This window comes from Actinomadura flavalba DSM 45200, from assembly GCF_000374305.1.
GTDB classification, from domain to species: domain Bacteria; phylum Actinomycetota; class Actinomycetes; order Streptosporangiales; family Streptosporangiaceae; genus Spirillospora; species Spirillospora flavalba.
On sequence record NZ_KB894093.1, the window covers coordinates 1,970,654 to 1,984,118 of the forward strand.

General features: G+C 69.1%; 13 protein-coding genes. 1 reads left to right on the top strand and 12 read right to left on the bottom strand.

Features of this window, described 5'->3' with window-relative positions:
* Positions 1–98: 98 nt before the first annotated feature.
* From C229_RS0109040 to rarD, 9 genes are all read right to left on the bottom strand, one after another.
* Positions 99–701 (bottom strand): GTP-binding protein, encoded by a 603-nt coding sequence (locus tag C229_RS0109040; protein WP_018654751.1) that lies wholly within the window; start codon positions 699–701, stop codon positions 99–101.
* Positions 682–1,119 carry a DUF742 domain-containing protein gene (locus C229_RS0109045; RefSeq protein ID WP_018654752.1) on the bottom strand — a complete coding sequence of 146 codons (438 nt, stop codon included), beginning with the start codon at positions 1,117–1,119 and terminating at the stop codon, positions 682–684. Before C229_RS0109045 ends, C229_RS0109040 begins: the two co-directional genes overlap by 20 nt.
* Positions 1,116–1,541: a roadblock/LC7 domain-containing protein gene (locus C229_RS0109050; protein WP_018654753.1), complete on the bottom strand. Its 426-nt coding sequence runs from the start codon at positions 1,539–1,541 to the stop codon at positions 1,116–1,118. Before C229_RS0109050 ends, C229_RS0109045 begins: the two co-directional genes overlap by 4 nt.
* Positions 1,541–3,955 carry a sensor histidine kinase gene (locus tag C229_RS0109055; RefSeq protein WP_018654754.1) on the bottom strand — a complete coding sequence of 805 codons (2,415 nt, stop codon included), beginning with the start codon at positions 3,953–3,955 and terminating at the stop codon, positions 1,541–1,543. Before C229_RS0109055 ends, C229_RS0109050 begins: the two co-directional genes overlap by 1 nt.
* A gap of 206 nt (positions 3,956–4,161) precedes the next feature.
* Positions 4,162–5,793 (bottom strand): prenyltransferase/squalene oxidase repeat-containing protein, encoded by a 1,632-nt coding sequence (locus C229_RS0109060; protein WP_018654755.1) that lies wholly within the window; start codon positions 5,791–5,793, stop codon positions 4,162–4,164.
* On the bottom strand, positions 5,790–6,662 hold the full coding sequence (locus C229_RS0109065; protein ID WP_018654756.1) for a terpene synthase family protein: 873 nt from the start codon (positions 6,660–6,662) through the stop codon (positions 5,790–5,792). The genes C229_RS0109060 and C229_RS0109065 overlap by 4 nt, the downstream gene beginning before the upstream one ends.
* Positions 6,659–7,957: a cytochrome P450 gene (locus tag C229_RS0109070; RefSeq protein WP_018654757.1), complete on the bottom strand. Its 1,299-nt coding sequence runs from the start codon at positions 7,955–7,957 to the stop codon at positions 6,659–6,661. The genes C229_RS0109065 and C229_RS0109070 overlap by 4 nt, the downstream gene beginning before the upstream one ends.
* Before the next feature lie 466 nt (positions 7,958–8,423).
* Positions 8,424–8,792 carry a hypothetical protein gene (locus tag C229_RS0109075; RefSeq protein ID WP_018654758.1) on the bottom strand — a complete coding sequence of 123 codons (369 nt, stop codon included), beginning with the start codon at positions 8,790–8,792 and terminating at the stop codon, positions 8,424–8,426.
* 65 nt (positions 8,793–8,857) lie between these two features.
* On the bottom strand, positions 8,858–9,736 hold the full coding sequence (gene rarD, locus C229_RS0109080) for an EamA family transporter RarD (RefSeq protein ID WP_018654759.1): 879 nt from the start codon (positions 9,734–9,736) through the stop codon (positions 8,858–8,860).
* Positions 9,737–9,871: 135 nt separating this feature from the next.
* Here rarD and msrA point away from each other — a divergent pair, with 135 nt between their 5' ends.
* Entirely contained in the window at positions 9,872–10,522 is a 651-nt protein-coding gene (gene msrA, locus C229_RS0109085) for a peptide-methionine (S)-S-oxide reductase MsrA (protein WP_018654760.1), read from the top strand.
* Positions 10,523–10,528: 6 nt separating this feature from the next.
* Here the strand turns inward: msrA and C229_RS0109090 are convergent, their stop codons facing one another.
* Genes C229_RS0109090 through C229_RS32730 form a run of 3 tightly spaced genes read right to left on the bottom strand, consistent with a single transcriptional unit; the run spans position 10,529 to position 13,423 of the window.
* A complete protein-coding gene (locus tag C229_RS0109090; RefSeq protein WP_026313601.1) occupies positions 10,529–11,395 on the bottom strand; it encodes an alpha/beta fold hydrolase in 867 nt (288 codons plus the stop codon).
* Between the two features lie 29 nt (positions 11,396–11,424).
* Positions 11,425–13,065 carry a caspase, EACC1-associated type gene (locus tag C229_RS33500; protein WP_169513819.1) on the bottom strand — a complete coding sequence of 547 codons (1,641 nt, stop codon included), beginning with the start codon at positions 13,063–13,065 and terminating at the stop codon, positions 11,425–11,427.
* Positions 13,052–13,423, bottom strand: coding sequence for an effector-associated constant component EACC1 (locus tag C229_RS32730; RefSeq protein ID WP_018654763.1), 372 nt, complete (start codon positions 13,421–13,423; stop codon positions 13,052–13,054). Before C229_RS32730 ends, C229_RS33500 begins: the two co-directional genes overlap by 14 nt.
* Between the last annotated feature and the right edge of the window lie 42 nt (positions 13,424–13,465).

A 13,465-nucleotide genomic window follows, 5' to 3' on the forward strand; every position in this document is an offset into this window, starting at 1 on the left:
GGACCGCCCGTTGAGCAACTATTCCTACCAATTAAGTATGTAACAGGAGGAAGAAGAAGGGGGACGCCGTGGCGTCCCCCCGTCCTCTCGCGCGACGGTCAGGCCGGGGCCGGTGCCAGCCCCCGCGTCTTCATCGCGTGCAGCACCATGTCGATGAGGACCTTCTTGCACGACTCCAGGCTGCGCGCGTCGCACAGCATGACCGGCACGTTCGGCCCCAGGTTCAGGGCCATCTGGATCTCCGGCAGGTCGAACTGCTGCGAGCCCTCGAAGCAGTTCACCGCCACGATGAACGGCGTGCCGCGCCGCTCGAAGTAGTCCACCGACGGGAAGCAGTCCGACAGCCGCCGCGTGTCCGCCAGGACGACCGCGCCCAGCGCGCCGAGCGCCACCTCGTCCCACATGAACCAGAACCGCTCCTGCCCCGGCGTGCCGAACAGGTACAGGACGTACTCGTCGCGCATCGTGATGCGGCCGAAGTCCATCGCGACCGTCGTCGTCTTCTTGCGCTCGACGCCCGAGATGTCGTCCACGCCGATGCCCTCGTCGGTCAGGACCTCCTCGGTCCGCAGCGGCTTGGTCTCCGAGACCGTGCCGACCATCGTGGTCTTCCCGACGCCGAAGCCGCCCGCGATCACGATCTTGACCGCCGTGGGGAGGCGCCGCCCGCGCGAGTCACGGCTAGAGAGCCCGGAGACCATCGATCACCGCCTTGTAGAGCCTGATGTCGTGCATGTCCGCCTCGGGTTCGGGCTCCTGCATGTTGATGAACCCCTTGTCGAGCAGGTCGCCCAGCATGACCCGGACGGTCGCGACCGGCAGGTCCAGATGCCCGGTCAGCTCCGCCACCGACATCACCTGCTGACACAGCCGCATGATCGACACGTGCTCCGGCCCGAGGCCGAGCTGGCCGTCCGGCTCCGGCCCGGCCGCCACCACGAGCGTGATCAGGTCGAACTTGCCGCGCGTCGGCTCCAGCCGGCCGCTCGTCATCACGTACGGACGCACCATCGGCCCGGCCTGGTCGTCCAGGAACCGGTCGTGCGACGGCTGCTCCGGCCACGACGGCCGGGGCTGCTCGGGCCAGCGCTCCTTCGGGGGCTCCTCCGGCGGCATCATGACAGCGCCCGCCCCTCCGTCCCCACGTCCGCGCGGGACGGCGTGCTCAGGTGGTGGCCCATGCTCGTCACGAGCATCGCCATCTCGTAGGCGATCAGGCCCACGTCCGCCTCCTCGTCGCTCAGCACCGCCAGACACGCTCCCTTGCCCGCCACGGTCACGAGCAGGAACGCCGACTGCATCTCGATGATCGTCTGCCGGACGGCGCCGCCGCCGAACCGGACGCCCGCGCCCTTGGCCAGGCTCTGGATGCCCGCCGCGACGGCGGCCAGGTGCTCGCCGTCGTCCTGGCTCATCTCCGCCGAAGAGGCCATCAGCAGACCGTCGGCCGACAGCACGACAGCGTTCCTGGCGTGTGGGAGCCGGGAGACCAGGTCGTCCAGCAGCCAACCGAGGTCGGCCGATGAACCCGCCTTCTGCATTACTCGTCCTCGCCTTCCGTGGGGTGCGCGCCGGACGGACCGGCGGCGGCGTCGCTCCGGCCGCGGCGGGTGCCGCGCTGGTACGCGCCCATGATTCGCTGGATCTCCTCGGGCGACCGGACGCTCTCGTCCGGCTCCTCCTCCGCCGTTTCGGCGGAGAGCGGTTCTTCGGTGCGCAGCGCGGGCGCCAGGCTGGCCTGCGGAACCCGGACCGGAAGCCCGGACGGAGTGGTCGGATCGGACACGGGTGACGGAGCCTCCGCTTCGTGGGTCTCGGGCGTCGCGGCGGGGCCGGGGGACTGTTCCCGCGGCGGCTGGTCGGGGCGGTACGCGGGCGGGGCGGGCTCGTCGCGGGGCGGTGGCGGCAGCGCGACCAGCGACCGCTGCCGGGGCGCCTCGGCCTGCGGCGGCGCGGCGCCGACGCCGACGGCGGTCGGCTGCCGGACGGCGAGCCCGTTGCGGGTCGTCGTCCCGGCGGCGACCGGCACCGGCCCGCTGGAACCGCGGTCGCGGTCGGGGTCGTCCACGACGAGTTCCTGCGGGATGACGATGACGGCCGTCGTGCCGCCGTAGGCGGACCGCTTGAGCTGCACCTGGACGCCGTAGCGCTCGGCGAGCTTGCCGACGACGAACAGTCCGAGCTGGACCGAACTCTGGAGGTTGAACTCCGGCGGGTCCGCGATCCGCTCGTTGATCTCGGCGAGCTTCTCGTCGGTCATGCCGAGTCCGCGGTCCTCGATGTCGATGGCGAACCCGGACGCGACCAGGTGCCCGCCGATCTGCACGACGGTGTCCGGCGGGGAGAACGAGACCGCGTTCTCGATCAGCTCGGCGAGCAGGTGGGTGAGGTCACCGACGGCGCGTCCGGCCAGCTCGACGTCCCCGAACGGCAGGACCGAGACGCGGGTGTAGTCCTCGACCTCACCGACGGCGGCGCGGACGACGTCGACCATCGGCACCGACCGCCGCCACCCGCGCGCCGGGATGGCGCCCGACAGGACGATGAGGTTCTCGGCGTTGCGCCGCATGCGGGTGGCGAGGTGGTCGAGCCGGAACAGCTCGTCCAGTTCCTTGGGGTCGATGTCGCGGCGACGCTCCATCGTGTCCAGCATGGAGAGCTGCCGGTGCACGAGCGTCTGGGTGCGGCGCGCCAGGCTGAGCAGGACGTCGCGGATGCCCCGGCGCAGTTCGGCCTGCTCGACGGCGGTGCGGATCGCGGTCTCCTGGACGGCGTTGAACGCCTGGCCGACCTGCCCGATCTCGTCGTTGCCGAACCGCAGCGGCGGCGCCTCGGCCGCCACGTCCACCTTCTCACCGTGCCCGAGCCGGTCGACGACGTCGGGCAGCCGCCGGTCGGCCAGCTCCCACGCCGCCGCCCGCAGCCGTTCGAGCTGCCGCACCAGCGCCCGCGCCGTGGTGATCGACACGACGATGGACGCGATGACCGCGAGCAGCCCGAGCCCACCGGCCAGGGCGAGCCGGATGAGGACGCCGGTCGCGATGGGCGTCGCCCGCTCGACGAGGCGGTCACCGGCCGCCTGGATCTCGGTGCGCATCTCGGCGAGCGCGGGCGGCACGGTGCGGTCCCACTCGGCGGCGGTCAGCGCGGCCGGTCGCCCGGCGCGGGACTGGAAGACCCGCCGCGACTGCATGACGCGGTCCTCGAGCTTGCGGACCTGGGCGAGCCGGGCGCTGGCGGTGAGGCGTTCGTGCACGACCGCGTCGGATGGCTGGAACGCGCTGAGCGCCCGTTCGGTGTTGACGCGTCGCACGCCGACGGTCTGCGTGAATTCGACGTGCTCGGTGGCCGTCATATGTCCGGCGGCGAGGGCGCCGGTGATGATCGCGTCCTCCTGGGAGAGGACTTCCCACATGCGGTTCAGCTCGATGCTGGTGCGGGTGTCGGTGGCGAAGTCCTTGTCGTCGAGCGTGGCCAGCTCGTCATACGAGCGGAAGATCGACTCAATGATGCCGGAATACTGGCCTGCTGCCCGATTTCGATCGGCGCGGCGGTTGTCGATGTCGTCACGCAACGTGGGAAGGCCGCGGAGCTGGCCGAGCATCTCGTTGACACGCCGCTTCAGGTCGTCACTGGCGAACCGGCCGACGTTGCCGTCGCGGGCGAGCTTGGCGACGGTCGCCGCGGCTCGGTCGGTCGTCCTGCGCTGCGCGTCCAGATTGCGGCGGTCCGGTGTGCCCGGGACGGCGAGGAAGCGCACCGAGAGGCGGCGCTCGGTCTGAAGTTCGGCCAGGAGCGGGTCGGTGGGCTGCGCGATGCTCTGGTCGAGTGAGGACACGCCGAGCAGGTTGACTCCCTCCCGCAGCGTGACCCAGGCCGCGAACGCCCAGAGTGCGATGAGGGAGAGCAACAGCGCCGTGACCTTGGTCCGCAGGCGCGAGTTGCGGAAGCGCATGACAATCGCCCCTACAAATTGTATGTGGGTTCGCAACCGGGCCCGGTGAGGGAAAAACGGGAGCGTAACGACTAAATTCGGCGGACGACCCGGAAGCTCGATCGTCCTGCCATACGGCGTAGAACCCTAGCAACCCCTCTAAACCCACTCAAGTGAATCGTCCAGGACGAGGGGTGCCGAAGTTTTGCGAACCGCCCTGATGTGGGCTAATTCACGTCCGGGAATCCGTCTCCCAGCCACAAAGCCGCCACGACCGCCGCGCGTACGATCGCCGTCGGCCGGTACAGGTCCTTGTCGTGCCACAGCGCCGGTCCCAGGTCCGGCCCCGCCGGCACCACCGCCAGCTCGGCGCGCAGCACCGGACGCGCCCGCGCCACCGCGTCCGCGACCTGCGCCGCGTTCCCGGCGCCCGTCAGCAGCAGGAGCTGCACCGCGTACGCCGTCTCCTCCGCCGTGCCCTCCCAGCGGCCCCACGAGCCGTCCGGACGCTGCGTCGCCAGCACCCAGCGGCGCGCCGCCGCCACCGCTTCCGCCGACCCGGCGCCGCCGAATTTCGCCAGCGCGATCGCGCAGCACGCCGTCGCGTAGTACGGCGACGCGTGCCAGCGGTCCGTCCAGCTCCCGTCCTCCCGCTGGCAGCCCCGCAGCCACGCCGCCGCCTTCGCCATCGCGGCCCGGTACCGGGCGTCGTCCGCCGGGCGCACCGACGCGACGTATGCGCCGAACGCCTCCAGCACGTGCGCGTTCGTCGTGAGCGACGCGCCCTCCTCGCCCTGCCACGTGCAGAAACGCGTGTCCAGCTCGTAGATGAACAGCGGATCGGGCGGACGCGGCGCACCCAGCAGCGCCAGCGCGTACAGCGCGCCCGACGTCGTGTCGGCGTCCGCCGGGAGGCCGTCGGCCGCCGGAGTGCCCGCCGCGCCGAGGGGCGCCGTCAGGCTCAGCGTCAGCTCCGGCGGAACCGTCACCGGCACGCCCGCGCGCAGCAGCCACGCCAGCACCCAGCCGCGCTCGAAGACCGTCAGCGGGAACCCCACCGGGACCGGGCCCCCGTGCTGGTGCGAGACCGTCTCCAGATACCAGCGCGCCGGGCTGCCCGCGTCGCGCGGCGGCTCCGGGCCCAGCCACGCCGCCGTCGCCGCGGGTGCCGCGCCGATCGTGCCCGTCGGCTCGGGCGACACGACGGGCAGCGCCACCGCCAGATCACCGATGATCTCCAGCGCGTGCAGCAGCTTGGGCGGAAGGTCGCCGCCCGCCCCGATCACCGCGCGGACCAGCGCGAGCTTGCGGCCGGACAGCCCAGCGGGCAGCGTGAGCGTCCGGCCCGCGAAATCGCCCATCCCCCCGTCCGGGCCGTGCCCCAGCGCCGCCAGATGCCCGTCGATCCGCTCCGCCAGCGACGGCGCGATCAGCTCGACCGCCGGCATGTCCGGCAACTCCCGGCGGGCGCCGTCCGGCCCGCACAGCCGGGTGAACAACACGTGCAGCGCCCGCGCCACCGCGTCCGCCAGCACGGCCGGCGTCGCACCCGCCGGACGCTCCCGGCGCAGCTCCCTCAGCAGCGCCTCCGTCGCGCTGAGCGTCGGCACCAGCGCGTAACCGTCGTCCGGCGCCCCCCACGCGCCGTCCGCGCGCTGTGTCCGGACGAGGAACGCGATCCGCTCGGCGTGCCCGGACAGCCACGGCGTCAGCGACGCTACCCGCGCCGTCTCGTACACCGACGGCGACACCTGGCCCCACGGCCACAGGACGAGGCCGTCCACCAGCCGCGCCGCGTTCGCGACGAGGTCCGGGGCGGGAACGACGGCGGCGACCGCCGTCTCCTCGCTCACGCTCATGGCGCGCCCCAGAAGTCGGTCACTCCGTAGAACCCGGCGCAGAAGTCCATCTGGCGCTCCATGTAGCCCGCCAGCTCGGGGTTCCCGTCCCGCATCGCGCCGATGGCCTCCCGCGCCCGCGCCGTCAGCCCGGCCAGCCGCTCCTCGACCTGCTCGCGGCTCAGGTCCAGCAGCAGGCCGTTCAGATCGCCCCACTTCAGGTCGCGCCGGTACGTGCCGAGGTCGTTGAGCAGCCGGATCACCCGCTGCACCGCCGCGCTCGCCGCCCGCACCTTCGCGACGTCGCCGCCGCCGCCCCGGGCGATCCAGTGCGCGACCAGGACGAACGTGAAGCCCAGGTTGTCGGCGTTGCTGAGATACTCGTCGAACGTCGGGCCGGGTTCGCCGCGTCCGCGCGCCGCGTTCCAGTCCCACTCCAGCGCCATCGAGTCCAGGACCGCCTGGAACTCCTCCCGCCACACCCCGCCCAGTTCCGCGAACGCGGGCTGCGCCGCCAGCTCCGCGCGGACGTCGTGCAGGAACCGGGTCAGGTCGTCGCCCGGCACCGGCGGGCCGCCGTCGGCGACCACCGCGCAGCGGCCCGTCACCGCGTCCACCTCGGCGCGCGTCTTGGCCGCGTAGTCGATCAGCCAGTCCAGGCCGAAGCACCACAGGCACGTCCGGTTCGCCAGGCGCAGGTCGTCCGCCGACAGGCCCGGGCCGCTGAACGCCGCCGCCAGCGCCAGCGTGCTGAACAGCGCCGGGTCGAACGCCTCCGCCCCGTACAGACCGGGATGATCGGCGGCCCAGTCGCGCATCTGCCGCTGGCCCTGCCCCGCGACGGCGCACGTCCGGCCCGCCGCGAAACCGTCGGTCAGGCCGTCGCTCACGTCGTGGCCCGCACCGGACGCAACGTCATCCGGATCGGCTGGTTCGGCCGCAGCGTCGCGCCGATCCTCGCCTCCACCGACGTCGGCGTCTCCTCCATCGTCGTGTGGAAGCGGCTGATGATGCTCGTCAGGATCAGCTCCGCCTCCAGGTTGAAGACGTGCCGGCCGATGCACTGGTGGGGGCCGCCGCCGAACGGGAAGTAGGCGTACCGGTGCATCGAGCGGGCCTTGTCCGGCGTGAAGCGCTCCGGGTCGAACTCCAGCGGCCGCTCCCACACCGACGGCAGCCGGTGGCTGAGGAACGGGCTGATCAGCACCGTCTGCCCCGCCTTGATCTCCTGGCCGCCGAGCCTGGTGTCGTGCTGCGCGACGCGCGGGAAGATCCAGCCGACCGGATACAGCCGCAGCAGCTCCTGCACGACCTGCTTCACGTACGGCAGGTGCTGGAGATGGTCGGGCCGGACCCGCTCGTCGCCGACGACGGCGCGGATCTCGGCGCGCAGCCGCTCCTCGACCTCCGGCTTGGCGGCCAGCGTCGGCCACAGCCACGTCAGCGCCGTCGACGTCGTCTCGGTGCTCGTCGCGAACATCGCCAGCAGGTTGTTGCGGACCCACGCGTCGTCGAGGTCGCTGCCCTCGGCCATGCGCGCCTGGCAGAGCGCGGTGAAGATGTCGTAGCCCTCGCCGGGGGAGGTGCGGAAGCGGTCGACCAGCGCGTACAGGGTCTCGTCCATCATCGCGAGGCCCTCGGCGAACGCCTTGTCGCCGGGCATCGGCACCTTGTCGGGGACGAACGGCAGCAGGAAGCGGAACGCGATCGACGTCGCGATCTTCTCCATGGCGGGGATCAGCCGGTCCGCCTCGGCCTGCCGGATCTTGTCGCCGAACAGCACCTTGATGACGGTCTCGTTGACGATCCGCGACATCGTCGGCATCACCGGCACCGCGCGGCCCGCCCGGGCGGGCTCCTCCAGGCGGTCCACGGCCTCGTTGATCGCGGTCGCCATGCTGGTCGACAGACCGCGGATCGTCTTGGTGGAGAAGACCGGCTGGAGCACGCGCTTGCTCTGCTCCCACTCGGCGTACTCGGACATGATGCTGTCGCCGAACAGGCTGTGCAGGGGACGCCAGAACATGCCGTCCCGGACGAAGTTGTCCGACTCGCCGCGCAGGACCTGCTGGACGTGGTCGGGGTGGGTCACGAGGAAGGGGCGGGAGGCGCCCAGGTCGAGGCGGGCGACCTGGCCGTCGGCGGTCCGGCCGATGCGCATCAGTTCGGCGAGCGGGTCCTGCATGAACCGCCTGGCCGTCTGGTACAGCGGGAAATTCCGAGCCTTTCGGAGAGGAACGGTACCGACGTCAACGGCCATTTACGCAGCCCTTCGTCTCATGTCATGGGACGCGCACGTCGTCCGGAGGCCACCTGGCGGGGTGGGTCGACTTCCGAAGGCATGGGCGTTTTGGGCGTTTCCGGGGAAGTATCACATGGCAAAAATGTGCGTTCAAGTGCCAAGGTGGTGCATCTTTCAACGATGGTTCCGTGACCTTCGTCACATGACTGCTCGCGTGTCACATCCACTGACCTGGGATGTAAAGAATGGCGCGCGCTCGGACCGCCGGATTGAGGCAGACGCTGAATGTACGCAGCGGCGCTATCAGGCAGCGCAGTGGCGCGATCGCAAAAAGGGTGAGAAAGGAACGGCCCGGCGAAAGTGCCAGGCCGAAAAGGTATAAACGGACGGACTGAAGGGCGTCAGGCCGTCACGACGCGCGGAACGCCAGCGACGGCGGTAGCAGTCCCTGCCAGGCCCGCTCCTGCGTGACCACGATCGCGCCCCGGACCGTCCGCGCGCCGCACCGCGCCGTCACCGGGTGGCGGCCCAGCGGCGCGTCCGGACGGACCGTCGCCACGCCGGACCCGTCACCGCTGAGGCTCACCCGGGCCGTGAACGCCCGCGACTCGGCGTAGTCGCCCGTCCCCGTGCAGCCCGGCACGACGACCTCCGTCCGCCTGCCCTGCCCCGCCTGCTCCGCGCCGGTCGGGACGATCGTCGCCTCTCCCGTGGGAGCGGCCAGGCCCGCCACGACCACGGCGGTGCCGACGGCGAACGGGACGAACAGAGCGCGCACGCGGGAGCTCCTCGGAGACGAACGGGGTTTGTGACCGAGGGCACTGTAACGCGCGCGGGACCGGCTCAGCGAGCGATCGCAGGCTCCACGAGCGCGCGGCGGGCGCGGCGTCCGGCCCACAGGCCGTCACTGGTCAGCACGACCAGCGCCGTCCACACCAGGAGGAACCCGGCCCACCGGCTCGCGGGCATCTCCTCGTGCTGCACGAGATAGCCGATGAGGAACTGGAGGACGGGCGCGAGGTACTGGAGCATCCCGAGCGCGCTCATCGGGATGCGGGTGGCGGCGGCGTTGAACAGCATGAGCGGCAGCGCCGTCACCACTCCCGCGCCGACGAACAGCGCGACGTGCCCGAGCCCGCGCGTCCCGAACGTCGCGTCCCCGCCGAGCGTCAGCACGAACACCAGCGCGGGCGCGGCCATCACGGCGGTCTCGACCGCGAGGCTCTCCGCCGACGGCATCGCCGCGAACTTCTTCACGAGCCCGTACACGGCGAACGACCCGGCCAGCGTCAGCGCGATCCACGGCGGCCGTCCGTAGTCGACCGTCAGCACCCCGACCGCCGCCGCGCCGAGCCCCATGGCGGCCCACTGCCACGCCCGCAGCCGCTCCCGGAAGATCACGACGCCGAACAGCACGCTGATCAACGGGTTGATGAAGTACCCGAGCGCCGCCTCCAGCGTGTGCCCGGAGTTCACGGAGTAGATGTAGACGCCCCAGTTGATGGAGATCGTCACCGACGCGACCGTGAGCAACCCGAGCCGCCGCCATCCGAGCGACCGAATCCACGCCCAGTTCCGCGCGACCAGCAGCAGCACCCCGACCGCCACCAGCGACCAGAGAATCCGGTGCGCGAGAATCTCGACGGCCCCGGCCGGCTTCAGCAACGGCCAGTAGAGAGGGAACAGCCCCCACAGCCCATAGGCGGCGGCCCCGGCCAGCATCCCGCGACGATCGACCACGCGCCGACCCTAGCACCCGTAAGCATTGAACTCGTTAGACGCTCCTGTCGTCGCGATGGGGTTCCCTTGACCTCGTCCACCGTCCGACATGGCGGGACGCGAGCTAGATTGAAGGACATGTTCGGCTTCGCGAAGACCAAGATGATCGCCCCGGAGGACGCCCTCCCGGGCCGCGACACCCCGATCCCGGTCCCCCCACGCCACGAGGTCCTGAACACCCCCCTGACGCCCCCCTTCCCGGAGGGCACCGAGCTGGCGGAGTTCGCCCTGGGCTGCTTCTGGGGCGCCGAACGCAAGTTCTGGGAGACGAAGGGCGTCGTCTCGACGTCGGTCGGCTACGAGGGCGGCTACACCAAGAACCCGACCTACGAGGAAGTCTGCTCAGGCGCCACAGGCCACACCGAGACGGTGAGAGTCGCCTACAACCCAGCCGAGGTCACCTACGAGACCCTCCTCCGCCTCTTCTGGGAATCCCACGACCCCACCCAGGGCATGCGCCAGGGCAACGACGTAGGCACCCAATACCGCTCCGCCATCTTCACCCACTCGCCCGCACAGCAGGAAGCAGCAGAGAAGTCCCGCGAAACCTACCAACAAACCCTGACCAACGCAGGCTACGGAAGAATCACCACAGAAATAACCAAGGCCCCCACCTTCTACTACGCCGAGCACTACCACCAGCAATACCTAAACAAAAACCCCAACGGCTACTGTGGAATAGGCGGCACAGGCGTTAGCTGCCCCATCGGCGTAGCCCCAGCGGAATAGCCGGGTTCACCGGGCCAGGTGCCCTCGTAGTAGCTCAGCAACCTCACCGGCGGCCTCTTCGGGAATCCAGTGGCCCACTCCCGGCAGCACATGGAAGGTGTAGGGGCCGCTCACATACCGTCGAGTCAGCTCAGCGCCCCTCCGTCCCAGAGCCGGGTCCTTGTCACTCCACACGAACAACGCCGGAACGGTGACGCGCCCCACCGCTCGCGGCGAGATGAACGGCATGGCCCGATACCAGTTGAGCGCCGGCGTAAGAGCCCCGGACGTCGCCAGGAAATCCACGTCCCGAGCAGCGCCACCCTCGGTGTGCTCGCCCCCGGCGAGCCCGGCGACCAGCCGCCCCCGCGCGCGCCGATAAATCCAACGAAGCACCAGCTCAGGCACGCCGGGCACCTGAAACGCGAACATGTACCACGACATGAAAAACTGCCGACTGGTAAAAAGCGCCCGCACAAACGCAAGCGGATGCGGAACAGACAACGCAGTCACCGTAGCCACTACATCGGGCCGCTTAGCCGCAAGAGCCCAAGCAACCGTGGCCCCCCAGTCGTGCCCAACAACATGCACCTTCCGCCCCGCGGGCACAGCCACCTCAACGAGCCCGACAACATCGAGGACGAGCTCCGACAACCGATACGCGAACCTCCCACGCGGCCGAGCCCCTACCGAGTACCCCCGCTGATCAGGCACCAACGTCCGATACCCCAACGCATGCAACCGCGGCGCCACCACATCCCAACAACGCCCAGTCTGCGGAAACCCATGCAACAACACCACGACATCACCACCAACCGGCCCCTGATCAACAACATCAAACACAAACCCACCACGCCCAAACGACGTGATCCGGTTCTCGCTGCTGTGCTCCATGGTGCTGTGTACCTAGCCTCTCGCGCAGATCAGAATGAGGTGAAGTCCGACGTAGCGCGCCCGCGGTAGAGTTCTCTGTGGAATTTGATGTACTCGGACCCGACGCGGTGGCCGCGCGCGCTCGCTAGGTCGGTAAACGGTTCGCCGGTACTCTCATCGACCACGCTGTGGTCATCATTTATCGTGAGCATTCCCATCTGAATCTGAACCTGATGAGTAGGGCAGACGCAGATGATGTTCGCGGGGATGTCTGGGCCATAGTGCGGAATGCCGATGCTCTGTAGGTGGACAGTCTGTGCCCACTTGAAGCCCGATGGAGTACGGAGTGTCTCGCCGCACACTTGGCACGCGTGATCATGTGCCTTCTTCACCTTCTCGGCGGTCCTGCGATCACCGCCCGAGGCGCTGTGGCTACGGCCGTAGGGGTCAAGGGAGCCTGGGCCGGTTGCGCGATAGAACGGTGCTCGACTCTCGTCGTCATAGATCTTCTCCAGCCGGAACTGAAGAACGAGAAAGCCGTCTTGCCCGCGATTCGTCCAATACTCCTCTACGGCGTAGAGGCCATCGTAGCGATAGCCCTCCTCCGGGGCATGAGGATTGCCTTTCTGTGCTCCTCGGATGACGCGCACGGGAAGCCCGGAGGCGATATTCATCAAGAGGGCAGCGTTGCCGGAATCGGTCGGCTCTTGATCCTTGTGTTGGCGTCCCCGCTCGTCGCGGCCGCCATGGCCGGTATAAATAATGGTGTCGCCCTCGTCGAGGTCATCGACGTAACCACCGGACGACACAATGGATTCGGCGCCGCCGGCGGCCTGCGTCCCTACGATCCCCGCTTGTAGGGCGCGATGGACACCAGCGCGCGACAGATCGCGACGGGTGGGGAAATGCTGCCCCTCTTGGGTATCGGGAATTTCACCGTAACCCTGCGGATGCTTTGTCGATGCACTTGCCCGGTTGCGAAAGAAGGGTATCTCCGCGGCAACATTGTTTCCGCGACTACGCGGCGTGGGTTTGCCTTTTGCATTGAGCGATGCGTAAATGTGCCGGTAGATCGCGTTGAGGTTGAGTGTGGATTCTCCGTTAGGGATACCGTCGCGAAGTACCGTGATCAGTTCGTTGCTGAAGGCCGTAAACTCTGCGCCTTCGTCTGCGTGCGCTGGCTTGCTGGGGGCAGTCGCAGTCAAGATGAAACTGCCTTCGATATCAGCGTGCTGGCCAACATCTGCGGCGGCCATACGTCCGATCACTTTCCCGCTGTAGCAGCAATCCAGGATCACGACGTTGTACTGCGCGCAGCTAGATTGCAGGATGTTCCGAAGGGCGGAATAGTCAACAGCCGAGAACAGTCGAGCCGGATCATCGCGGGTCCCGCGAAGCGCCAGAGAAAGGTCGGCACTGCCGCCGAGGAGTCCGTGTCCGGCGTAGTAAACGAGCAGCACCCGTTCCGCGGATTCCGCTGCATCGACTACCGGATCAAGCATCTCGATGGACGTACCGGGCTCGGTCACTGTAATACAGTTTTCGGCAGGCAAGCCCCAAATGTCTTCGTCGCACAGAGCTTCTTGGAGTGCGAGGACGTTATTGCTGACCGCTGGCAACTGGGGCAGGTGGTCGTACGTTGAAGTCCCGATGAGAACAGCACGAGAACTCCTGGGGTCAGGCAGTTTCATCGGGGGGACGCTCCATGGAACGCGCGATCTCTTCGGCATTCTCCGGCTTTACTTCATCGCCAAGCTGCCGCGTTGTGCCTTGATGCTCGATCGTGGCGCTACCTGAGTCGCGGCTGGGCGACCTGCGCGGTCGTGTGCCCCGCCAGGTGAGGTAGGCGAGGATGAGCGATCCCAACTGCTCGACGTTGTCGATCACCAGCGAGATGGTTTCGAGGGCGCCGCCCATCTCGCCAGGCTCGATCGCCGCAGCGTCGAGCTTGACGCGCCGGCTACGCAGCTCTTCGTGGTCGAGCAGGAACGTGTAGAACGATCGAGCCTCGTCGTCGGCCTGGGGGCCGCTGAAGCGGATCAACGTCATGCGCTACTCCGTCGGTGCAGTGTCGGTACGGGAGGGGGCGTC

What these genes read in the sequence shown, in the direction of transcription:
- rarD (WP_018654759.1), bottom strand. Translation starts at nt 9,736, where the DNA reads ATGCTGGCCGGGGCCGCCGCCTATGGGCTGTGGGGGCTGTTCCCTCTC.
- C229_RS0109040 (WP_018654751.1), bottom strand. Translation starts at nt 701, where the DNA reads ATGGTCTCCGGGCTCTCTAGCCGTGACTCGCGCGGGCGGCGCCTCCCC.
- C229_RS33500 (WP_169513819.1), bottom strand. Translation starts at nt 13,065, where the DNA reads ATGAAACTGCCTGACCCCAGGAGTTCTCGTGCTGTTCTCATCGGGACT.
- msrA (WP_018654760.1), top strand. Translation starts at nt 9,872, where the DNA reads ATGTTCGGCTTCGCGAAGACCAAGATGATCGCCCCGGAGGACGCCCTC.
- C229_RS0109045 (WP_018654752.1), bottom strand. Translation starts at nt 1,119, where the DNA reads ATGATGCCGCCGGAGGAGCCCCCGAAGGAGCGCTGGCCCGAGCAGCCC.
- C229_RS0109090 (WP_026313601.1), bottom strand. Translation starts at nt 11,395, where the DNA reads ATGGAGCACAGCAGCGAGAACCGGATCACGTCGTTTGGGCGTGGTGGG.
- C229_RS0109055 (WP_018654754.1), bottom strand. Translation starts at nt 3,955, where the DNA reads ATGCGCTTCCGCAACTCGCGCCTGCGGACCAAGGTCACGGCGCTGTTG.
- C229_RS0109060 (WP_018654755.1), bottom strand. Translation starts at nt 5,793, where the DNA reads ATGAGCGTGAGCGAGGAGACGGCGGTCGCCGCCGTCGTTCCCGCCCCG.
- C229_RS32730 (WP_018654763.1), bottom strand. Translation starts at nt 13,423, where the DNA reads ATGACGTTGATCCGCTTCAGCGGCCCCCAGGCCGACGACGAGGCTCGA.
- C229_RS0109050 (WP_018654753.1), bottom strand. Translation starts at nt 1,541, where the DNA reads ATGCAGAAGGCGGGTTCATCGGCCGACCTCGGTTGGCTGCTGGACGAC.
- C229_RS0109070 (WP_018654757.1), bottom strand. Translation starts at nt 7,957, where the DNA reads ATGCAGGACCCGCTCGCCGAACTGATGCGCATCGGCCGGACCGCCGAC.